Source organism: Methanothermobacter tenebrarum (assembly GCF_003264935.1).
GTDB lineage: Archaea > Methanobacteriota > Methanobacteria > Methanobacteriales > DSM-23052 > Methanothermobacter_A > Methanothermobacter_A tenebrarum_A.
Window position 1 is genome coordinate 18234 of the sequence record NZ_QLOE01000001.1, and the last position, 22616, is coordinate 40849.

Annotated in this window: 26 protein-coding genes; 14 read left to right on the plus strand and 12 right to left on the minus strand. The window is 39.3% G+C overall.

Annotated features, from left to right (window positions below; translation table 11 throughout):
* Positions 1-31 precede the first annotated feature (31 nt).
* Genes DPC56_RS08545 through DPC56_RS00120 form a run of 5 tightly spaced genes read left to right on the plus strand, consistent with a single transcriptional unit; the run spans position 32 to position 4240 of the window.
* On the plus strand, positions 32-448 hold the full coding sequence (locus tag DPC56_RS08545) for a DUF1512 family protein (protein ID WP_463510142.1): 417 nt from the start codon (positions 32-34) through the stop codon (positions 446-448).
* 24 nt (positions 449-472) lie between these two features.
* Positions 473-1114, plus strand: coding sequence for a DUF1512 family protein (locus DPC56_RS08550; RefSeq protein ID WP_463510141.1), 642 nt, complete (start codon positions 473-475; stop codon positions 1112-1114).
* A 2-nt stretch (positions 1115-1116) separates the two neighbouring features.
* Positions 1117-1725 (plus strand): dCTP deaminase, encoded by a 609-nt coding sequence (dcd, locus tag DPC56_RS00110; protein ID WP_112093043.1) that lies wholly within the window; start codon positions 1117-1119, stop codon positions 1723-1725.
* Between the two features lie 2 nt (positions 1726-1727).
* A complete protein-coding gene (glyS, locus tag DPC56_RS00115) occupies positions 1728-3470 on the plus strand; it encodes a glycine--tRNA ligase (RefSeq protein WP_112093044.1) in 1743 nt (580 codons plus the stop codon).
* 14 nt (positions 3471-3484) lie between these two features.
* Entirely contained in the window at positions 3485-4240 is a 756-nt protein-coding gene (locus DPC56_RS00120; RefSeq protein ID WP_112093045.1) for a TatD family hydrolase, read from the plus strand.
* A 58-nt stretch (positions 4241-4298) separates the two neighbouring features.
* Here DPC56_RS00120 and DPC56_RS00125 read toward each other — a convergent pair whose 3' ends face one another.
* Genes DPC56_RS00125 through DPC56_RS00145 form a run of 5 tightly spaced genes read right to left on the minus strand, consistent with a single transcriptional unit; the run spans position 4299 to position 8290 of the window.
* Positions 4299-5138 carry a carbohydrate kinase family protein gene (locus tag DPC56_RS00125; protein ID WP_112093046.1) on the minus strand — a complete coding sequence of 280 codons (840 nt, stop codon included), beginning with the start codon at positions 5136-5138 and terminating at the stop codon, positions 4299-4301.
* Positions 5139-5162: 24 nt separating this feature from the next.
* A complete protein-coding gene (minD, locus tag DPC56_RS00130; protein WP_112093047.1) occupies positions 5163-5942 on the minus strand; it encodes a cell division ATPase MinD in 780 nt (259 codons plus the stop codon).
* A 24-nt stretch (positions 5943-5966) separates the two neighbouring features.
* Positions 5967-6848 carry a DUF2226 domain-containing protein gene (locus tag DPC56_RS00135; RefSeq protein WP_112093048.1) on the minus strand — a complete coding sequence of 294 codons (882 nt, stop codon included), beginning with the start codon at positions 6846-6848 and terminating at the stop codon, positions 5967-5969.
* 22 nt (positions 6849-6870) lie between these two features.
* Positions 6871-7227 carry a cell division protein SepF gene (gene sepF, locus DPC56_RS00140; RefSeq protein WP_112093049.1) on the minus strand — a complete coding sequence of 119 codons (357 nt, stop codon included), beginning with the start codon at positions 7225-7227 and terminating at the stop codon, positions 6871-6873.
* Between the two features lies 1 nt (position 7228).
* Entirely contained in the window at positions 7229-8290 is a 1062-nt protein-coding gene (locus DPC56_RS00145) for a DUF1611 domain-containing protein (protein ID WP_112093050.1), read from the minus strand.
* A gap of 121 nt (positions 8291-8411) precedes the next feature.
* Between DPC56_RS00145 and DPC56_RS00150 the strand changes: the two genes are divergently transcribed.
* From DPC56_RS00150 to DPC56_RS00160, 3 genes are all read left to right on the plus strand, one after another.
* Complete coding sequence (locus DPC56_RS00150) at positions 8412-8759, plus strand: roadblock/LC7 domain-containing protein (protein ID WP_112093279.1); 348 nt, start codon at positions 8412-8414, stop codon at positions 8757-8759.
* Positions 8760-8830: 71 nt separating this feature from the next.
* On the plus strand, positions 8831-9793 hold the full coding sequence (locus DPC56_RS00155; protein WP_112093051.1) for a 3H domain-containing protein: 963 nt from the start codon (positions 8831-8833) through the stop codon (positions 9791-9793).
* A complete protein-coding gene (locus DPC56_RS00160; RefSeq protein WP_112093052.1) occupies positions 9790-10344 on the plus strand; it encodes a ZPR1 zinc finger domain-containing protein in 555 nt (184 codons plus the stop codon). The genes DPC56_RS00155 and DPC56_RS00160 overlap by 4 nt, the downstream gene beginning before the upstream one ends.
* A gap of 6 nt (positions 10345-10350) precedes the next feature.
* On the opposite strand, the gene DPC56_RS00165 is transcribed toward DPC56_RS00160, so the two are convergent.
* Together DPC56_RS00165 and nadC are read right to left on the minus strand one after the other, a co-directional pair.
* Positions 10351-10695: a hypothetical protein gene (locus DPC56_RS00165; RefSeq protein ID WP_112093053.1), complete on the minus strand. Its 345-nt coding sequence runs from the start codon at positions 10693-10695 to the stop codon at positions 10351-10353.
* Positions 10696-10838: 143 nt separating this feature from the next.
* On the minus strand, positions 10839-11666 hold the full coding sequence (gene nadC, locus DPC56_RS00170) for a carboxylating nicotinate-nucleotide diphosphorylase (RefSeq protein WP_348638827.1): 828 nt from the start codon (positions 11664-11666) through the stop codon (positions 10839-10841).
* 81 nt (positions 11667-11747) lie between these two features.
* Here nadC and rnz point away from each other — a divergent pair, with 81 nt between their 5' ends.
* From rnz to DPC56_RS00195, 5 genes are read left to right on the plus strand one after another with little or no spacing between them, the layout of a single operon-like run.
* Positions 11748-12668 (plus strand): ribonuclease Z, encoded by a 921-nt coding sequence (rnz, locus tag DPC56_RS00175; protein ID WP_112093055.1) that lies wholly within the window; start codon positions 11748-11750, stop codon positions 12666-12668.
* Positions 12646-13377, plus strand: a complete 732-nt coding sequence (locus DPC56_RS00180) for a mechanosensitive ion channel family protein (protein WP_112093056.1) — start codon at positions 12646-12648, stop codon at positions 13375-13377. The genes rnz and DPC56_RS00180 overlap by 23 nt, the downstream gene beginning before the upstream one ends.
* A gap of 3 nt (positions 13378-13380) precedes the next feature.
* Positions 13381-13968 (plus strand): class E sortase, encoded by a 588-nt coding sequence (locus tag DPC56_RS00185; protein ID WP_112093057.1) that lies wholly within the window; start codon positions 13381-13383, stop codon positions 13966-13968.
* Positions 13969-13980: 12 nt separating this feature from the next.
* Positions 13981-14961 carry a roadblock/LC7 domain-containing protein gene (locus tag DPC56_RS00190; RefSeq protein WP_112093058.1) on the plus strand — a complete coding sequence of 327 codons (981 nt, stop codon included), beginning with the start codon at positions 13981-13983 and terminating at the stop codon, positions 14959-14961.
* A gap of 42 nt (positions 14962-15003) precedes the next feature.
* Positions 15004-15459: a dCTP deaminase gene (locus DPC56_RS00195; RefSeq protein WP_112093059.1), complete on the plus strand. Its 456-nt coding sequence runs from the start codon at positions 15004-15006 to the stop codon at positions 15457-15459.
* On the opposite strand, the gene acs is transcribed toward DPC56_RS00195, so the two are convergent.
* Positions 15454-17406, minus strand: coding sequence for an acetate--CoA ligase (gene acs, locus DPC56_RS00200; RefSeq protein ID WP_112093060.1), 1953 nt, complete (start codon positions 17404-17406; stop codon positions 15454-15456). The two genes, DPC56_RS00195 and acs, sit on opposite strands and share 6 nt — an antisense overlap.
* Before the next feature lie 69 nt (positions 17407-17475).
* On the opposite strand from acs, the gene DPC56_RS00205 reads away from it, so the two are divergent.
* Entirely contained in the window at positions 17476-19071 is a 1596-nt protein-coding gene (locus tag DPC56_RS00205; RefSeq protein WP_112093061.1) for a thiamine pyrophosphate-binding protein, read from the plus strand.
* A 95-nt stretch (positions 19072-19166) separates the two neighbouring features.
* On the opposite strand, the gene DPC56_RS00210 is transcribed toward DPC56_RS00205, so the two are convergent.
* From DPC56_RS00210 to DPC56_RS00225, 4 genes are read right to left on the minus strand one after another with little or no spacing between them, the layout of a single operon-like run.
* On the minus strand, positions 19167-20297 hold the full coding sequence (locus DPC56_RS00210) for a tetratricopeptide repeat protein (RefSeq protein ID WP_112093062.1): 1131 nt from the start codon (positions 20295-20297) through the stop codon (positions 19167-19169).
* 20 nt (positions 20298-20317) lie between these two features.
* The gene (locus DPC56_RS00215) at positions 20318-21010 is read right to left on the minus strand and encodes an anaerobic ribonucleoside-triphosphate reductase activating protein (RefSeq protein WP_112093063.1); all 693 of its coding nucleotides are present in this window, start codon (positions 21008-21010) and stop codon (positions 20318-20320) included.
* 4 nt (positions 21011-21014) lie between these two features.
* A complete protein-coding gene (hisC, locus tag DPC56_RS00220) occupies positions 21015-22115 on the minus strand; it encodes a histidinol-phosphate transaminase (protein ID WP_112093064.1) in 1101 nt (366 codons plus the stop codon).
* Complete coding sequence (locus tag DPC56_RS00225; protein WP_112093065.1) at positions 22115-22582, minus strand: gamma carbonic anhydrase family protein; 468 nt, start codon at positions 22580-22582, stop codon at positions 22115-22117. Before DPC56_RS00225 ends, hisC begins: the two co-directional genes overlap by 1 nt.
* Positions 22583-22616 lie beyond the last annotated feature (34 nt).

Sequence of the window (22616 nt, forward strand, 5' to 3'; positions counted from 1 at the left end):
ACTAGGAAGCTGGGATATTTTAAGCATAATAATCTTTGTAATCCTCATCATATTCCTACCAATAATAATGAGGATCCGAATATTCTCAACACTACAAAAGGCCCTAATAGAAATGGAGAACATGATAAAAGAATCAAAAGACATAATAATCGAATTCTCAAAGGAAGAAGATAAAAAAATCATCCAAGAAAAGGTTAATGAATTCCTAGACTTCTTTATAGTACCACCAACAGACCTAGACCCTAACGGTATAGTCCAAAAATTCAACAGGATACTTGAATTAAGCGAATCACGATTCAAAAACATGGTTGACATAATAGCACCAAACGCCAGCACAGAAACAAAAGCAAATGTAATAATGACCTTAAAAGTTGCCATAGGACTCAATAGCGTATATAAGATGATAAGACACAACCTCGAACTCGCAAAGAAAACAGGAAACCTCTAAATACTCCTAGCCTTACAAATGAACATGCCACTCATCATGAGAATATTCAAAGCCCAATTTAAAGGTGCTAAAGCATTTTCCAAAGGTCTTCCCGTAGGCGATGGTGCAGGTCCACTCACAGTAGCAATGCTCCTAAAAAAAGATGATAAAATAGAATCCATAGACGAAATGATCTACACAAAAAGAGAATACAACGGTAGAAAACTTATCATACTCAGACCAAAAGGGCCAGGAGCAAGACTAGGTAAAGTTGCAAGGGTTGTGAATACACTAATAGACAAGTTCAACATCCAAAAGATTATAATGGTAGATGCGGCCGTTAAAATGGAAGGTGAAGAAACAGGCAAAATCGCGGAAGGTGTTGGTATCGTAATAGGGGGTACCGGAGTCGAGAAATGGTTCATCGAAGATAAAATACTCAAAAGAGATATTGAAATAAATTCAATAGTGATTAAAATGGGCCCAGAAGAGGCAATAACCCAGATGGATAAAAAGATTTTCAGAGGATGTGAAACAGCCCTTGAAAGGGTCAAAGCCAGCATAGAAAGGACAGAAAAGGGAAACATACTCGTCGTAGGAGTGGGTAACAGTTGTGGCATACCCAACATAGTCGAAGATTCATCAATCATAAAATTAAAGGAAGAAGACGATAAAAAGGAAGACTGAGTATGGCAATCCTAAGCGACCATGACATAAAAAAGTATCTAAAGAAGGGTTTAATAATTATAGACCCACTAGAAGATCCTGAAAGGCAAATACAACCATCATCAGTAGATCTTAGGATAGGGAACGAATTCAAAGGATTCAAGATCATAAGAAAACCATGCATAGACCCCCAAGAACCAGGGGACATAGAATCTTACATGGAATCATACCATATAAAAGATGGAGAATCCTTCATAATACACCCAGGAGAATTTGCACTAGCCACAACATACGAATATATAGGATTACCAGACAACCTTGTCGCAAGAGTAGAAGGAAGATCATCCATCGGAAGACTCGGTATCACAATGCATGTCACAGCAGGATACATAGACCCAGGATTCCATGGCAGAATCACCCTCGAAATCTCAAATATTGGGAAAATGCCAGTAGCACTCTACCCAAAACAGAGAGTATGCCAGATAGTATTCGAAACAATGACCTCACCAGCAGAAAAACCCTACGGGCACCCTGAAAGGGAAAGCAAATATATGGGTCAACTCAAACCTGAAACAAGCAAGATAAAAGAAGACTATGAACTCAGAAGACTCAGAACAAAAAAAGGAGGATAATAATGAGCCACGAAGAAGTGATGAAAATCGCGAGAAAACGAGGATTCCTATGGTCATCATTTGAAATCTACTCAGGAGTGGCAGGATTCGTAGATTACGGCCCACTAGGAGCCCTATTAAAAAATAAGATCATGAACAAATGGCGAGAATACTACATAATAAAAGAAGGATTCTATGAGATGGAATCACCTACAGTAATGCCCGAAGAAGTTTTTAAGGCTTCAGGCCACGTGGACCACTTCAATGATCCGATGACACAATGCAAAGAATGCAAAGAAGTATACAGAGCAGATCACATAATCGAAGAAATTACAGGTCGGGATGTTGAAGGCTTAGAGAACCAGAAACTCACAGAAATAATCTCAGAGGAGAAGATAAGATGTCCACGTTGCGGCGGACACCTCACACACGTTTGGAGTTACAATCTCATGTTCCAGACGCTAATCGGGGCAAAAGGCAAAAAAATAGGATACCTCAGACCCGAAACAGCCCAGGGCATATTCACACCATTCAAAAGACTTCTAAGATTCTTCAGAAACAAATTACCATTCGGTGTTGTCCAACTCGGAAAAGCTTACCGAAACGAAATATCACCCCGCCAAGGCGTCATAAGACTAAGAGAATTCACACAAGCAGAAGCAGAAATATTCGTAAACCCCAAAGAGAAGACACACCCAAGATTCCACACAATAAAAACAGAGAAACTAAGACTCCACCCAGCAGAAAACCAAGAAAAAAACAAAAAGCCCATAACAATAACTGCAGGAGAAGCCGTTGAAAAAGGCATAATATCAAGTGAACTTCTAACATACCATCTATGGTTAGCAAAAAAATTCCTAGTAGATATAGGAATACCAGAAGAGGTCATAAGATTCCGACAACACCTCCCAACAGAAATGGCTCATTATGCAATCGACTGCTGGGACGTTGAAATAAAAACCAACAGATACGGATGGATCGAAATAATAGGCATAGCAGACAGGACAGACTACGACCTCAAATCCCATAGCGAACACAGCAAAGAAGATCTTAAAGTCTTCATAGAATACGAAAAACCCAAAATAATAAAAAAGGAAACAATCCAAGCCAAGATGGATAAAATCGGTCCAAAGTTTAAAAAAGACGCCGCTAAGATCATAAAAGCCCTAGAAGGCCTGGACCCTAAAATCGTCAAAAAAGAACTTAAAGAAAACGGCCAATTCAAACTTGAATTAGATAAAACTTACACCCTAATAGAAGAAGACCTTGAATTCAAAGAAGTTGAAAAAACCATAAAAGGTGAAAGGATATTCCCCCATGTAATAGAACCATCCTTTGGCATTGACAGAATAATATACTCACTCTTACTCCACTCATATAAAAAAGAGGAAGGTAGGACTTACTTTAACTTCCCAGTTGATATAGCACCAGTAGAGGTTGCAGTCCTACCCTTAATAAACAAGGAAAAACTTGTCCAATTAGCACTAAATATAAAAGAGGATCTTAGAAATAATGGTTTCATCGCAGAATTCGACGCATCAGGTACAATAGGCAGAAGATACGCTCGTATAGATGAAATAGGAGTGCCATTCGCGGTGACAGTGGATCACCAATCACTCAAAGACCATAACGTCACCCTAAGAGACAGGAACACCACAAAACAGGTCAGGATACCAATAAAAGAACTCACAAAGATCCTGGAAGATCTCTTGAAAAGACGGAAGAAATTCCAAGACCTTTCACACTCCTATAAAATCCAAAACTAACAGGTGAAAATAGGATGATAGACGCCCACATACACGCAGACACACGCCCTTATGAAGATTTCGAGAAAATGGCAATAGCAGGTATAGAGAAAACCATAACATGCGCCCACGATCCCCTACCAATGAAAGTCTCAACAGTCACCCTTGAACACATACAACGCTTACTAGAAGTAGATACCCAACGCGCGAAAGAAAACGGCATCAGATTATACGTAACAGCAGGAATACACCCAAGAAGCATACCCAGAGACTATAAAAATGTCATAGAAAACTTACCACAAATTCTAGAAAATAAAAGGGTCGTGGCCATAGGAGAAATCGGGATTGAAAAAGGAACCCAAGTAGAGATAAAAGTCTTGAAGGAACAATTAGAATTAGCGGATAGACTGAAAATCCCCGTGATAATACACACACCCCGCAAAAACAAGAAGAAAATGACAAAAATCCTACTCCAAGTCATAGAAGGTCATATCGACACTTCAAGAGTACTAATAGATCACATAAATACTGAGATAATCAAAGAAGTCATCGAACATGAATCAATGCTTGGACTCACCATACAACCAGGTAAAATAACGCCATTTGAAGCTGTTATGATCATGAGAGAATATGGTATAGACAAGTTCCTGTTAAACAGTGATATAAGTTCGGCGCCATCAGACCCGCTCTCAGTGCCGAAAACAGTCCATAAGATGCGTCTCGAAGGTTTCAATGACTCAGAAATACTTAGAGTATCCTCAAAGAACGCTGAAAAGTTCTTTAAAATATAAATTAGTTTCTGCTATCGAGGCCATCATCCCATTATAAATCCTTTTTTTTGTTGAAAAACTATATTGCACCTAATTTTTTAAGATTTTTCAAGGCACATTCATGCGCTCTTTTAAGGCAAGAATTTAAACTTTCACCTTTGGTCCATGATGCTATAAAACCCGCGGCAAAGGCGTCACCTGCGCCGGTTGTGTCAAGAGCCTCAACTTCCTTAACTTTATACTTGACCACATCTTTTTCTGTATAAACTTCTGCGCCTTTACTTCCTCTCGTTATCACTATTAGAGGGATCCCCTCATTGATTAGGAGATTAATACCCTCCTTGGGAGATTTACCGGTTAAAAGTTTAAGTTCATGTTCATTGAGAAAAAGAACATCTGTATTCTGGAGTATCGGTCTTAGTGTGGACACGCCATAAGCTGCAAGGAGAGCTCCAGGCGCAAATGAAAGGAGATTCGCATGTTCAGCTACTGGGAACGCTATTTCAAGGTATGTACCCCCCAAGTGGGTGAAATCAGCCCTTGAAATATACTCTATTTCCCTTTTTCCAATCTTAAGCTCCTTGTTCGCACCTATAAATGAGTAAATGGACCTCCTACCAGTCCCGTCCACACTTATGAATGCCATCCCAGTACTCCCAGTAGTCCTTGAAAGACCTTTTATATCGACTCCTTCATCCTTGAGTCTATTATAGATTATATCACCAAAATAATCCAGACCAACCTTTGCTATTATACCCGTTTTAAGACCATTTCTAGTGGCATGAACTGCGAAATTAAGGGCGGATCCCCCAGGTGAGAGATGTAACTTTTCAATGTTCATTTCGGTATCAGGCTCTACAAAGGATGGAACCTTTAGGATAAAATCTATATTAGCGGTTCCCACACTTACAATATCCAAAAAAAATCCCCACCGTGGGAAAGTTTATCTGCGCCCTGTTAAACCTGCTATTAATTTCGCGATGATACCTCTCTTATCAGGTTCAATTGGATGGAACTCTTTACCTAATAAATCGGCGGCTAATTTCATGATAGCATTGCTTGCAGGTGATTTAGGATTCTTTATAACTATAGGCTCTCCAAATGCTGCTGATCTACTGATTTCAGGATCTTCAGGTATAACTGCAATTACTGGAACTTCTAGTATAGTTTCGATCTCGTCAACTGTTAGGAAGGTCTTATCATGTTGCTCTCTATTTACTACAACACCTATGATCTTAACATCTAGCTTATCTGCAATTATTTTTGTCTTGAGAACATCACTTATGGATGGGATCTCAGGAGTTGTGACAAGTAAAAGTTCCTCAGCAGCGGCAAGTGCTGCTATAGCATCTTTTTCAAGGCCGGCGGGGGCATCAATTAATAGAATATCAGCATCTTCGATTAGATGAGATAATACCTCCTCTAAACGTTCTAATTTCACATTCCGCAGCCCTTCTAATGATATGCCGGCAGGAACTATCTTCACACCCTCTGGGCCATCGTAGATGGCATCTTCTATGTTGGCTTTGCCTGCGAGTACATCGTGTAAGGTGACTGATTTGCCTTCCATTCCAAGTACGAGTTCCAAATTGGCCATTGCGATATCTGCATCCAATACTATTACACGTTCGCCGTAACTTGCAAGTGCAACTCCTAGGTTGGCGGTTACTACTGTTTTTCCGACTCCTCCTTTACCAGAAGCGATTGTTATGACTCTTGTCATTTTATGCCCCCATAATTTAATCTTTTAATGTATTTCGATATTCACATTAAAATTTTCTATGATTTTGGGATAACCCCTGAATGTTCTTTTTATCTCCATTTCGATTATATCATTAACGTGTTCTTTTAATTCTTCTTCTTTCATAGCTCCACCCATTAAACGGGATAATAATCCTTTACTTTCACGTTCGATGAGTACTTTTATATCCCCTTCAAGTTCTGGCAAGTTTTCTAGGAAAACCATGACTTCAACACTTTTTATATCAGGTATTCCTATTATTGATTTTTTTATTTTGTTCATTAAGGTCAATTCTACCCTTTCTATATCTATTGTAGTTATGGCGCCCCCTTTATAATTTTCAAGGACTTTTTCAACTTCTTCTTCGTCGATATCCTTCAATCCATACTTTTTCATTACTTCTTCCCTGTTCAAGGGCTTTTCTATTTTTTCTGTTTCTTCAGTGATTTCTGGGGTTTCGGGTTCTGTTGGGATTTCTTCTGTTGTTGGTGTGGGTTTTTCTTTTACTGGTGTTATTTTTGGGCGTTCTTTTTCTTCTGTTGTTGGTGTGGGTTTTTCTATTTTGGGTGGAGTGGGTTCAAGTTTATATACCTTGTTTATATCTATTATATAGTCTATTTGTGATTCCCTCACTTCAAATAATTCTATGATTGTGTCCATTTTGTTAATGATTTCTAGAATTTTTTCCATGGCCTTTGATTTCATGTATCTGTCATATGAAGCTGCTATTGGGATGCCATCCTTGATTAATATGTGACCTTCGCTTGAGGCGTGGGTGACTCTGATAAATCCATTATGTTTTTTTCTGGCAAGTTTTTCTAAAAATTTATTGAAATCTAATTCATCACCATAGGAAATGTATGTTGGTCTTGTGATTGGTAATTCCATTCACTACTCCCCTCGGAATCTGCTATTCTTTTTTTATGAGTTTTATCTCTGGAGGGGTGATGATTATGATCTCTTTTTCGTTTTTACATAATAGTATGGCCTCGGCCTTTTCTGTTTCCCGTAAATTTTTTATTTTCTCCCCCGCTATTTTGAAATCTTCTAAAGATTCTGTTTTTAGGCGGCTTAGGTCTAGTATTACCGGATTTTTTTCTTCTGTTATTTGTACTAGAACGTCATCGATGTCCTCGAGGTTTTTCGCTTTCATTAATATTATCTCATAGAAAGAATGTTCTGGTACTATGATTGTCTCGGTTTCTTCTTTTTTCTCCTCCTCGTCCAAGCCCATGGTTTCTTTTAAGAAATTTATAACATCTCGCAATTTATATCTCTCCTATATAATCTATGATGGCATCTAATAATTTGGAGGAGCCCCCTTCTTTCACATCTGCAACTGGAAGGTTATATTGGTTTTCATATCTTTTTATTAATTTTTCTTTTATATAATCATTTATGTTTCTCAGATTTAGGGAGATGCCCACGACCTTTGTGGGTTCGACAGCTTCTATTGCTCTTATTTCTTCTTTTATGCCTCTAGGGTGCCTGTATGGGTGTCTGGGCCTGTGGCATACTATGCATGCATCTGGCATCGACCCTACTAGGATTGCGGCTGATAATCCCCTGGGATGGGGGTTTTTCCTTTCTGTTAAACTAGCTTGACTTTCAATGAATATTATATCAGGATCCTTTTTTTCTTCTATGTATTTTATTGTGCCCATTAGGGCGGCTGCGACATCCATTACAGAAAGGCTGCCTGCTCTGAAGTTGATATCAATTGGTGGCTCTAATCCCATTTCATCTGTGGATATTACCGCCGGTTTTATGCCCCTATTTTTGGCTTCGATGCCTAGCATTCTTGTGGTGGTTCGTTTGCCACATTCTTGTGAGGTTCCCCCTATGTACACTACTGGGGTTTTGGGTTTGTAATTTATTTTTGGCAAGATTTCTGTACATTTTGGTGGCGCCACTCCCATGACTTTGCGGACGTTATCCAAACGGGGGCTTATTTCTAGGATTGATACGTTCTTTTCCTGGGCGAATTTTACCAGTGACTGGTTTTCGGCGAGTGGCAGCGATCTGAATGATGTTACAACGTTTTTGCCCTCGTTTATTGCTTGGACTGCATACTTTAATGCGGTTCCTTCGGCTCCAATAGGTAACATTATGGCAACACTCTTTGCAGGTGTCTTTTTAAGGAGTTCGAGGAGATCTGATGATACTATGGAGCCGCAGAATTCTTTTCCATGCTTTGATGGGTCGTCATCTACAAATCCTACTGTTTCCACTCCTTCGAAGTTTGCGAATTTTTCTCCTCCACCACCGCAGCCTATTACAATGAATGGGTTGAGTTTTTGAAGTTCTTTTACAGAAGATAAGATGTACAAAGAATCACTCCTTAATATTTTAATGTCGAAGATAATAGAAACTTTAATTAGTTATGTGTACTTACCTAATAATAAAATGTTGATGAATATATAAATGTAGGGGATAGGTAATATGGTTGAAATGATTGAAAGAGTACTTAAAGATCTAGGTAGAATTGATGGTGTTAACGGGTCTCTGGTTGTTGGAAAGGATGGTCTCATAATAGAGAGCGAAGTCCCATCAGGTATAGATGCGGAACTTGTAGCTGCGATGGCATCAGCAGTATTCGGTACGGCTGAGAGGTCAGCCGAGGAGATACAACAAGAACCACTCGAACAGGTGACAATAGAGGGTAGTAGGGGTAAAACATTGATGATAGATGCTGGTGAGGGCATACTTGCAGTTATAACAGATGTCGATATAAACCTTGGGCTAATAAGGCTCGAGATGAAAAGAAGCGCGGAAAGGGTGAAAGACCTACTAACATGAACTTAGATCTCCCTTTTAGTTGAAAAGATGCACTGAAACATTCAAAAGTTGGCCTTTGGAGAGTAGGGATATTGAGGAAACCATATGTAATACTGATAGGAAGCGCCTCCGGCATAGGTAAATCCACAATAGCCGCTGCCATAGCCAGTGAATTAAATATAAAACATCTTATAGAAACAGATTTTATCCGAGAAGTTGTGAGGGGGATCATTGGACCAGATTATGCTCCAGTACTCCACAGATCATCCTTTGATGCTTACACCGTCTTGAGAGACAAAGAAAGATTTGGAGACTATGAATCACTAGTAAGCGCGGGATTTGAAGAACACGCTTCCTTTGTCATACCAGCCATTGAAAAAGTTATAAAGAGAGCCATTGAAGACGCCGATGACATAGTCATAGAAGGAGTACACTTAATCCCAGGCTTCTTAGACACAGCCAAATTCAAGGATGAAGCTTCAATACACTTTTTCATATTATCCGCGGATGAAGAAATTCACAAAGAAAGATTCGTTAAAAGGGCCATGGAAATCAAAAGAGGTGGTAAGCACCTTGAATATTTCAAAGAAAACAGGATCATACATGATCATCTAGTGAAGAGGGCGAAAGAACATAATGTACCAGTGATTGACAATGAAAGCGTAACCTGCACAATAAAAAGGATGCTATCATTCATAAGAGAGTGTTGCAAACTGATAACATTAAAACACTCGGTGGATAAACTACCTGAAGTTATAGATATAGTGATTAGAAAGTATGGTGGACGAATAGTAGACGTCGCTTATTATATACCAGGATTTACAGAGCCTCTTAAAAGGGAAGTGAATGTATATGATCCCAGAGAGGCTCAGAGATTCCTTGACAGGCTTCAAAGCAATCCTAAACGAAAAAGGGACCTTGAAAGACTCTACAAATTATCAAATAATATACACTCACATATAATATGCGCACCAGACAAGGAAAGTCTCACTAAGATAACACAAGAACTCGACAAAAAAGGACTAATATACAAAGGAGAAGATGATCAACAATGAAAATTGACTGTCCATTATGTCATGGCCAAAAATCATTGGATATTAGCACGCATTTGGAGAAGATACCATATTTTGGCGAGGTCATGGAATCAACGCTTATATGTCATGAATGTGGATATCGCTACAGTGACGTTCTCTGCCTAGATCAGGGAGACCCTATGAGATACTCTTTATGGGTTGAATCTGAAACCCTAAATGCGAGAGTGGTTAAATCACAATCAGCCACTATAAAAATACCAGAACTAGGCTTGAAAGTCGAGCCGGGGCCACGGTCTACAGCTTATATTTCAAATATTGAAGGAGTTATCGAGAGATTCCAAGCAGCTGTTAAAATGGCTTTAAAACTCTTCGAGGATGAGAAAGCCCAGGAAAGATCCCTTAATTTACTTGAGGATCTTAAAAAGGTTAGGAATGGTGAGAAAAAGGTTAAGGTCATATTGGAGGATCCTATGGGTCAAAGCTTTATAGCTCATCCAAAGGCTTCGAAGCGCAGGTTAACCAGTGAGGAAATCAAAAAACTTAAAACAGGTTTTATAACAATCGAGAGATAGTCTCTATCATTCCTCTTTTAATCTCATTGTACGTTCAATATCCATGGACAGAGAGTCGCAGTCTGCCTTTATAGCCTCTAAGTGTTTTATTATCCTCTCTTTTTCCTTGTTTATCCTTTCTATGTTCTTATAGGGGTAGATGCATTCTTTGAACATGTCATATTCTACTGTCGCATAGGGGTACTTGTTTAATTCTTTGCAGATTTTCGCTAATATTTCACCTAGAAATTTGTTCATCTCAACCTTGACTCTTTCCCTTATCATCTTGTCACTGTCAAGGTGTTGCTTCATAAGTCTTACAACCTCAGCCTTTGCAAATGGTAATTCCTCTTTTTCACTCTCCTGCACCATAAAATTTTACCTCCTTCTACCATATGATTAGCCTGCCGGTTATATAAATATTTGGATAATTGAAATAATCTTAAATTTTTTAAATGGGCTGGGGGTATATTTTAGAAAATATTAAAAGCAATTTTAAGCAAGATTAAAACAGGTCACAATTTGCTCATTTCCAAACTTAAATCTAATACAGGCGTTGAATGTGTGATAAAACCCATTGATATCACATCAACCCCAGTAGCAGCATATTTATGAATATTATCAGGGTTTATGCCACCTGAAGCCTCGATGATAACATTATCCCTCAAGTTTTCCCTTTCAAGTGCACTGATAACATCCTTAATAACTGATGGCCTCATATTATCAAGGAGTATTATATCAGCACCACACCTTGCAGCTAGAATAGCATCCTCAACAGACTCAACCTCTACTTCTATCTTCTTCGTGAAACTTATATAGGACCTAACCTTCCTGATAGCCTCCTCCAAATCTCCGATGAGTGAAATATGATTATCTTTTATCATAGCACAATCGTCAAGCCTGAAACGGTGAGTGTCACCCCCACCAATACGGATGGCATGTTTTTCCCACCATTGCAAGCCGGGTGTTGTCTTACGAGTTCCAGCAATTATAATCTTGGGGTTATATTTTCGCGCCCTCTGCACTAAATTATATGTGGTAGTGGCTATACCGCTCATCCTCATCATCAGATTAAGGAGGGTTCTTTCAATAAGGAGAATATGCCTTGCATCCCCTTTCATTGAGAGTATGATTTCATCCTCTCTAACCTTATCACCATCTAACTTATATGCTTTAAAGTCTAAATTGAAATCATCACATGTAATCTCTGCAACCTCAACCCCAGCTATTATACCATCATCATTGGATATGACCTCTGCCTCGGCTTCCAAGCCAACTTCTATAAGTGCGTTAGTTGTTATATCCTCAAAGCCCATATCCTCTTTTATTAATCTCCTTAACATATCAATCAAAATGTTCACCCTCCCTTTATGATATATTAACGATGGGATTATAAACCTTTTACAAAGGCTGGTGTGATAAAAATGGAATTAATATTCCTCGGAACCTCGGCAGCAATACCCTCAAAGAAAAGAAACCATACCGCAATAGCTTTAAAAGCATTCGGTGAAGTGTTCCTATTCGATTGTGGAGAGGGGACTCAGCGGCAGATGGCGAAGGCAAAGGTAAGTCCAATGAAGATAGAAAAAATATTCATAAGCCATTTACATGGGGACCACCTCCTAGGTTTGCCTGGGATGATCCAGACAATGGCATTCCGTGGGAGAGAAGAACCCTTACACATATTCGGCCCAGCAGGCCTCAAGGAAATGCTTGAGGCGGCGATGAAACTTGGATATTTTTCAATGAACTTTGACGTTTATGTGCATGAGATAAGTGCTGGTAAGATCATAGAAAAGGAAGAATATGTTATAAGTTGTGTTGAGACAGAGCACACAGTACCTAACCTATCATATTGTTTCGAGGAAAAGAAAAAGCCTAGGTTTTTAAGGGATAAGGCTATAAAGTTGGGTTTAAGACCTGGACCAGCATTTGGGAAGCTCCATAGGGGCATCCCAGTACGTTTAGGTGACAGGATCATAAGACCGGAAGAGGTTCTTGGAAAACCACGGAAGGGTATTAAAATAACATATTCAGGTGATACAAGACCATCCGAGAATCTTGTAAAATTGGCTAAAAATTCCCATATACTCATCCATGAAGCCACATTCGAAGCAGGTAAAGAAGATAAAGCTCTTGAAACTGGACACTCCACCGCTTCTGAGGCTGCTGAGATCGCTAAAGAATCCAATGTGAAAAACCTGATCTTAACACACCTTAGCACCCGTTATAAACGATCTGATATTATCGAAAAGGCGGCCAGGGAAATATTTAAGAATACTATAGTAGCCTATGACCTCATGTCTGTTGAGGTGAGGAAATATGCAACCGAAGATGATAATTGAAGGTTTAGTCATTATAGGGGTTACAATATTCGCCACATTAGTTATAACAAGGTGGATTTCGCGTCTGCTTTACAAAAGCGCGAAAAAATGGGAATTAGATTTAACAGTAATACATGTGTTAAATGATATAATAAAATACACCTTATATATATTAGCAGTGGCCATAATCTTGAAATGGTTCGGGATCGATCTTACCGGGCTAATTTTAAGTATAGGGATAGTAGGTGTTGCAGTAGGCTTCGCTGCTAGAGATACATTAGCAAATTTTATATCAGGACTTTTCATACTTGCAGATAAAAGTTTCAAGATTGGTGACGTCATCGAAATTTCCAACCAAAAAGGTACCGTTATAAAAATGGGTTTCAGGACAACAACAATATGCACTCCTGACAATAAAATTATAACAATACCAAATTCTTCTTTTTCAAAAAACCCCTATGTTAATTATACAGCGTCCCATAAGCGTAGGATAGATCTCAAGGTAAACATACCCCTGGAGGTTGATATAAAAGAATTTGAAGAAAAGATAAAAGAGATAATCAGTAAAATAGATGGTCTCTTACCAGAACCAGAACCTAATCTCATCATATTGGAGATTGCAGATACTGGTATAATCGCTAAAGTAACAGCTTGGACTGACAAAACAGATAAAGTTGTCTATTACAAGTCTATAATAGGAGAAAATATCAAAAAACTTATTAAAAGGTGAAAAATGAGAAAATACAAAATATACTCAATAATTATAATCATCATTTCTATAATGATATCATCCCTCATTATAATAAAAGGGTGCCATGACATTGAAAAGGTGGAAACTTCACAACGCCACCTCGAAGAGTACAAGAAAGCCCCAAAAGAACTTTTAAACCCAGAAATACACACTAATACAGGGTATACTGTCATAGGGAAACTGATAATACCCAGCATAGGCTTGGAAGCTTGGATAAGAGAAGACACAGTTAACGCCTATGATTCGGTCTACCATTACCCTGAAAGCGTAATGCCGGGAGAACCCGGAGATTGCGGCCTACTCGGACATAGAACAAGATATTCAGGGCCATTCCAATTAATAGGAAACTTAAAGCCAGGAGACATAGTGATAATAGAGGACTTCATAACCTCCAAAAAATACACATACAAGGTAATATCCAATGGTGAAGATATAAGATGGGACTACAAAGAAAATCCTATAAGATTCGCACAGACAGGAAAAGCAAGACTAATGCTCATAACATGTTACCCTCCAGGGAGAACAGATGCTGCGTGGATAACATACTGCGAACTTATAAACACTCAATAAGAGGTTTTTAAAATGGACATCTTCGATGAAATCTACCAAGATTTCGAAAAAATAAATGGATTCAACGGTATGATAATAATAGATAATCAGAGCATCCTATATGACAGAATAACACCAAGGATCGATAAAACACAGATAGAGTCCATGGCAAGGGTTATAAACGAATCATCCCAAAAGCTGCTTAAAAGAACAGGACAAGGCCGCTGCAAGAAAATAATTCTAGAATTCCAAAAGAATAACATGATACTACTAGGTATTGAAGAGATCCACCTTATAGTAATAGCAGACAAAGGCGCCAAACTCGGCCACATAATCCTCGTATCAGAAAAAAATAGAAAAAAACTCCACCAGATAGAAAAAACACCAAAAATCAAAAAGAAGGCTGGTGAAGTTCCACCCAAGATAAAAAAAGAAATCACCATTCCAGAAGAAGTTAAAAGTTTACCCGAGGAAGAAGGGGAATTAACCCATCCAAAGGAGGAGGTTAAAGGTTTACCTGAAATAAAACCGCCAATTTCACTCCCCAGGATGGAAAAAGAGGTTAAAATACCCACTAATGAAAAAGAAAAAACCAGATTAACCCTTGAAATATATGAAAACATACTACTTGCAATGTCAATTGGAGCCAGTAAAATAATGGGAGTGGCACCAGCCAGGGGAATGTTAAAAAAGTCATTACCATACAAAGAATGTCCACAGATCCTCGAAGACGTTGAAGTTAAAGCAAATGCAGCCATAGAATTCAACACCATAAAATCTAATGTAGAAAGATCCCAATACAAACCAGAAGACATCATAGAAGATCTTAATAAAATAATATGGTCTATAACAGAAAATTATGGTAGAGTAATGGGATATGATGCGTTTAGGGGTATGATAAGGCCAGAATTTAAAACAATCCATGAAACGTATGGCAAGGCGATGGAAAAACTTGGAATAATAGATGGAATACACCCAGAACTTAAAAAAATTTGGGAAAAACCATCATCATAGGAACACACCCGAAATTCACCATATTGACGGGAGCAAAATAAGATGTTAGGAGAAAAAGAACTTATAAAGCTTTTCCCGGAATTCGAAGATCTAATACAACCAGCTGGTATAGACTTGCGCCTTGACGAAGTATTCGAACAAGCCGGCCCCGCATCGCTCTTAGATGATAAAAAAAGATTACCAGAACTCCGAAAGTTAAAACCTCCACTTTATAATTTAAAACCTAAAAAAGCTTACCTTGTAACCGTGGACAGAAAAATAAAAATCCCAAAGGGTTATGCTATGATATACCTCCCTCGTTCAACACTACTAAGATCTTTTATAGGAGTACACACAGCACTTGGAGATCCAGGATTCCAAGGAAGATTAAGATTCTTGGTTTATAATTACGGGGACTTTGAATATAAAATAAAAAGAGGGGAGAGAATAGCGCAGGCCATTGTATTCAAAGTTAAGGGCTCTGGAGAATATAACGGAAGCTACCAGGAACCACTATAATGCTTTCTCCAGTTCATCAACGGCCTCGGGGTTCGCGAGGGTGCTCGTATCACCCACATCTTCCCCTATAAGTTTCGCTTTTATTATCCGCCTCATTATCTTACCCGATCTAGTCTTGGGAAGATCATCCACGAACCCAATATAACTTGGAGTTGCTATAGGGCCTATCTCCTTCCGCACATGCTCTCTGAGCACTCCTTTAAGGTGCTGGGTCGGTTTAACATCCTCTTTTAATATTACAAAAGCCGCTATTTCCTCTCCTTTGAGAATATCTGGTTTCCCAACAACTGCAGCCTCCACCACAAGGGGGTGGCTTACAAGCGCAGATTCAACCTCTGCAGTACTTATCCTGTGACCTGCAACATTCAAGATATCATCTTCCCTACCCTGTATCCAGAAGTAACCATCCTCGTCTATCCTCCCAACATCCCCTGTAAGGTAAATGTTGGGGAATTTACTCCAATAGGACTCAATGTAACGTTTCTCATCCTTGTAAAGTGTTCTGAACATCGCCGGCCATGGAGTCTTAATTACAAGGTGCCCACCTTCACCCCTTAAACTGTTACCATCATCATCTAATACATCAGCTTTTATCGTTGGGAAGGGTTTATATGCTGAACCTGGTTTCAATGGGCTTATAGGTAAAGGTGTTATAATGTGCATTCCTGTTTCGGTCTGCCACCATGTATCCATTATAGGACATCTTCTTCCACCAATATTTTCATAATACCACATCCACGCCTCTGGGTTTATAGGCTCCCCCACAGATCCTAGCAACCTCAAACTGCTCAGATCATGATCTTGGGGCCACTTTTCACCGTATTTCATGAACATCCTCACTAGGGTGGGTGCAGTGTAGAATATTGTAACCCCGTAATCTTCTATCATCTTCCAAAGTCTTCCAGGGTCTGGATAGTCTGGAGCGCCATCATATAAAATTGATGTGGCCCCTGCTATCAAGGGTCCATAAACTACGTAACTGTGGCCTGTTATCCATCCTATGTCTGCTGTGCACCAATAGATGTCATCGTCTCGGATGTCGAAGACGAATTTCATTGTTGTGTAGGTTCCCACAGCGTATCCTCCATGTGTATGTACCACGCCCTTGGGTTTGCCTGTCGTTCCTGAGGTGTAGAGTATGAACAATGTGTCCTCGGCTCCTAGTATTTCGGTTTCGCATTCTTTTTCTTGTCCTTTTAGGAGGTCGTCCCAGAAGACGTCTCTTCCCTCTTTCATATCCACTTCTGTCTTTAAGTGTTCTACAACTATGACCTTCTCTATGGTCGGTATATCATCTATGACTGTGTCTAATGTGTCTTTGAGTTTTATAAGTTTTCCTCGTCGGTGAAACGCGTCAGCTGTTATCACTATCTTCGATCCCGCGTCTATTGCCCTTTCTTTGAATGCTTTGGCCCAGAATCCTGAGAAGACTACGCTGTGTATTGCCCCGATTTTTGCGCATGCCAGCATTGCAATGGGCAGTTCTGGTATCATCGGAAGATAAATGCTTACTCTATCCCCCTTCCTGACTCCTAATCCTTTCAGAGCATTTGCTAATCGGTTCACTTCCCTGTAGAGGTCGAAGTATGTTAATTTCCTTCGCCTACCATCCTCTCCTTCCCATATGTAGGCTATTTTATTTTTTCTCCACCCTTTAGCGTGCCTATCAAGTGCATTGTGGACTATGTTAAATTTACCATCTGCAAACCATTTGGCATATGGAGGATTCCATTCTAATATTTTAGTATAGGGTTCGAACCAGTCCAATTCTTGTGCTAACTCGTCCCAGAACCATTCTGGGTCTTCTTCACATCTTTTAATGAGTTCAGAGTAACCTTTTATATTCCTTTCGTCCATCCATTTCCTAATATTGCTTTCTTTAACAAGTTCTTCTGGTGGATAGAATATTCTCTTCTCATGGAGTAATGCATCTAGATGGTCGCTCATAAATTCTCACCTTATATGTATTTTTGGTTTGAGATAATATTTTAAAGTTATATTTAGGGGATTTGGTCTATGAAATGTTCCGATGCTATCATAAAATTATTAGAAGACGCTGGTATAAAATATGTTTTCGGTCATCCAGGTGAACATGTATTACCCCTTTATGATTCCATGAGGACCTCAAGCATTGAACACATACTTTTAAGGCATGAACAAGGGGCTGCGCATGCAGCGGATGGGTATGCGCGCGCATCTGGGGAAATCGGCGTCTGCATATCCACAGGGGGTCCAGGTGCCCTGAATCTTGTTATGGGTGTTGCAACAGCCTATAAGGATTCCATACCATTAATCGTGATCACAGGGGATATTCCACGGAACCAGATAGGGTTAAACGTATTCCAGGAAGTTGAATTGGAGAAAATATTCAAGCCAATCACAAGATACACCTTCAAACCAAGAAATGGTGAAGAAACCATATCAATGTTGAAAAAGGCCCTAGTATATTCTAGTAGAGAACCTATGGGCCCCATCCACATTAACATAAATAAGGACATATTCCAAGAGGAGATAAGGGAAGATTTACTAATAGAGGAGGTAGAATATTCTCCCATGAGGGATTATACTAGCATGGGAGAGGCTATCAGCTTATTAGAATCGTCTAAAAGGCCTCTCATAGTTGCAGGTGCTGGTGTGCTCTGGAGTCGGGCCGAAGATGATCTCAGAGAACTTATAGAAGCCCATAATATACCAGTTGCGACAACATATCCTGCGAGAGGTGTTATAGGTGAAGATCATCCACTATGTTTGGGTATGATAGGCACGAGGGGCACTCCCACAGCTAATTATGCCGGGAAAAACTGTGACTTGATCATAGCATTAGGTTCCAGAATATCTGAAAGAACCATAATAGGGTTTGGAGATTCGCCAATAATACATGTGAATATCGACAAGAAAACATTCAAAGGCGATGTTAATCTCCAAATGGATGTTAAGGAATTCATAGAAATAATAAAATCCAAAGTGAGTTCCTATACTGATTGGATCAGAGAATTGAAGGAGTATTCGACTAAGAATCCCCCAGCATATGATGATCCGCCGCTCTTGAAAGATTATCCCCTTAAACCCAGCCAAGTTATATCCAGGATATTTGATCTGGCCCCTGATGCTATTGTAGTGAATGATGCTGGAAGCCATACAACGTGGGTTACACTTTATAGGAGGGTCTTGGAAAGCCGTTCATTAATATATTCAGGGGCGTTCGGGCCTATGGGCTATGGACTTCCAGCATCAGTTGGAGTCGGCTTGGCAAGACCCGGAAAGAAGATAATTTTGATAGTAGGTGATGGAGGTTTTCAGATGACCATGCAAGAGCTTGGGACAATAATGGAGAGGAAACTGCCTATTATAATATGCATATTGAATAATTCCAGTTTGGGTATAGTAAGGCAATGGCAGGAGATGGAGTATGGCGAAAGCTACCAAGTCCATCTTAAAAATCCGGATTTTGTTAAATTAGCAAGATCATATAATATAAAATCTTTTAGGATAGAAAAGCCAGAAGAGTTAGATGATACATTTTCAAGTATTCTTCAGATGAATGAGCCAATTTTGGTTGAAATAAAAGTTGAGGAAGAAGATATCCCATTGCCGCCAAATTTTATCGATTAAAGGGGGCTTCCAACTGATGGGGGTGAATCTCCTTTTTGGAGGGTTTATGGGATGTTTGCAGAGCTTATATTAGTTGTGATGGGGTTTGAGGGTGTTCAGAGGTTTTCTAGGCATTCTTCTTTAAGTATTTTGGCGTCTTCGTTTTTTGGGTTTATTCTAAGTGCTCTGTTGAATGATTCGAGGGCTTCTTCGAAGCGGTTTAATTCGAGTAATGTGACGCCACGGTTGCTCCAAAATATATCATTTTCCGGTTCTAACTCTAATGCCCTGTCATAGCATTCTAGGGCATCTTGAAATCTTCCAAGTTCGAATAGTGCATTGCCCTTCCTATTCCAGAGCGTTGCACTTTCATCATCTTCTAATGCGAACTTTAATGCGTTTTCATAAGATTTTATGGCTTCTTCTTTTCTTCCGAGTTCTGATAGTAGATCGCCCCTAGCGTTCCATGCTCCTACGTTTTTATTATCTGCTTTAATAGCTTTATCATAGTATTTGAGTGCTTCTTTTTTTTCTCCCATAATCTCTAGTATCACTCCATGCCAGTATAATATGGTTGTATCCTTTGGATTTATTTTGAGAGCTTTATTACTGGAGTTTAATGCTCCTTTTATGTTACCTGCGTTGAGTAATGTGATTGCCCTGTTGTTCCATATGTGTTCGTTTTCTGGTTCTAATTCTAATGCCTTGTCATAGTATTCTATTGCCTTTTGGAATTTTCCAAGTCTTGTGAGGTTGTCTGCTAGCCTATTTAGTATGTAGACATTTTCTGGGTCTAATTTTAAAGCTGCATTATAGCATGTTTTTGATTCTTTATATTTTCCAAGGTCGAATAGTATGTCTGCTTTTTGGATTATCATGGCCTTTTGGTCTATTTTTTCGCCTTCCCATTCTTCGATTGGCAATTTTTTGAATCTTATAATCTGAAATTCGGTTTCATCATCCACTTCCCCATATATCCTCTCAAATTCTCTTTTAAGTTCATTAGCATCTTTGAAACCGTCTTCTTGGGCTAGTTTATCATCTTTTATAAGGTCTTTGAATTTTATGATTTCTACACTTGTAACTTCGGCTTCGAAAACTTTTTGACGCTCTTTTGATATGAGGTTCCAGTAACAGTGGAGTCTATCACCTACCTTTAGGCGTTTCTTCCACAGTTTACGTATTGTCATGTTCTTTTCGCCGGTTATAAGGTTGATTTGGCGGCTGTTGAATGATAGGATGGGCAATTCACCCCCTCCACTGCTACTTATATTTTTTCTTCTCCAAATTCTTGCGTTCTGATCTTCACGTTTTCACAATACCTTTTAGCTTTTTTTGCGATGTCCTTTAAAATGGAAGGCGATGGTGGGTTAACATTCTTGAGTTTGGGGTCGAGTACCATCTTGTTCCTGAACTGTTGTATCACATAAAGGTCGCAATTGATTTGAGAAGCAATCCTTACAATGTCTCCTGGTTTTAACAGGTTAGGGACATAGGTAGTCCTGCACTCGAGAAAGACCTTGGATTCTGATAATATATTCATTGTTTCTTTAACCTTATCCCCATCCAAACCGAAGAGCTTCCGATATTTTTCAAATGGGGATTTAACGTCAAGTGCAACATAATCTAATAAGTCCTTTATCCTCTTGACATGTTTTGGCTGGTAGCCATTGGTGTCCAATTTCGTTTTAAGGTTTTGTGACCTGGCGAATTCTAGAACTTTCACTAGTTCGTCTATTTGTAGGAGTGGTTCGCCACCACTTATCACAATAGCATCCACTAAATCCTTGGATTCTATTATCTTTTTGTAAATGTCTTTGAGTGAAACATTTTTTCCTCCTTTTATTAGTTCTGGATTATGGCAATATGGACATTTAAGCGGACAACCAGCGAGGAATATTACAAGTGATGGCGTGCCTGGAAAATCCACTGTAGAAATACTATAATCTCCAATCTTCATAAAATCACTCTATGATATCCCCAAGGGCTTCTATGAACTTATCATTTTCTTTCATTGTCCCCACACTCACACGTATCCAATATTCATCCAAGCCCTTGAATGATGTGCAATCTCTAACTATAACACCCCTCTTCAGCAGCTCATCCGTCAATTTACCCGCGTTCATGCCAGTTTCGCGTATATCTACTAGTAGGTAATTTGCATAGGATCTGAGGACTCTGATCTTATCCATTTGTAGAAGTCTGGAATATAGATATTCTCTACTTTTAATTGAAAATTCAACAGATCTCTTTATATAATCCTTGTCAGATAATGTTGCAAGGGCGGCTACATGCGAAAGTCTAGTCAAACTGAAAACAGGCTTAACACGATGCATATAATCTATTATCCTGGGATTTGAAATACCATAACCTATACGCATACCAGCAAGGCCCATAGCCTTTGAAAATGTTCTTAGGATGAGCAGGTTCTCATAATCTTCGAGAAGTTCTATGTTACTGACACGTGCAAATTCAAAATAGGCTTCATCCACCACAACTAATGCAGAGGTTGACTCAAGTATCTTGATTATATCATCCTTTGGGATCAGGCCACCGGTAGGATTGTTGGGAGTGCACAAGAATATAAGCCGTGTTTTATCATTTATGGATTCTATGACAGATTTTGTATCAACGGTATTCTTTTCCATGTCCCATTTTGCATAGGCTGGTCTTGCACCATATGGGCGTAGAGTATATTCATAATACATGTAGGATGGTATTGGTACGATGAATTCTGTGCCAGTTTCCATGAAGGTTTTACCGAGTAGATCTATTATCTCATCGGCGCCATCACCCCCAACTATTATCTGATTGGGGGATGTTCCTGAATAGTCTGCAATTGCTTTTTTAAGATCATCCAATCCCGATTCGGGGTATCTATGCATGTTCTTGGTTTCGCGTTTCACTGCTTTAACAGCCTTAGGTGAAGGTCCGAGGGGGTTTTCATTGGATCCGAGTTTCACGATTTCGCTTTCTTTAAGATGGTATTCTTCAGCTATTTCTTTAGTTGATCTTCCAGGTACATATGGTTCTATTTGTAGTATGGTATCCCTTATCTTGGCCATTATAACCCCTTCTTGGCGAGTTTAGAGTATCTTAGTGCATTGTCTTTTACAGATTTTATCTCTTCTTTTGTAAGTTCTCTTATTAGCCTCCCTGGGACGCCGAGTATTAGACTCCCTGGTGGGAATTCTTTTCCCTCGGTTACAACAGTACCCGCTCCTATAATGGAATCTTCGTTGATGGTGGAGCCGTTGAGGATGGTTGCGTTCATCCCTATAAGTACATTATCCTTTATCCTGCAACCATGTAATACAGCTGCATGTCCTACAGATACATAGTCTCCTATTATGGTCTTGAAGCCTTTGCTTGTATGTACTACACAATTGTCTTGGATATTGGAATATGAGCCTATCTTGATGGGTTCGATGTCACCTCTCACCACGGCGTTATACCAGATTGATGAATGATCCCCTATTTCGACTTCACCTATTATTTTAGCTCCACTGAAGACTTTAAAGTTCTTTCCCATCTTCTACACCTGAATTAGAGGCCGTTATGATATA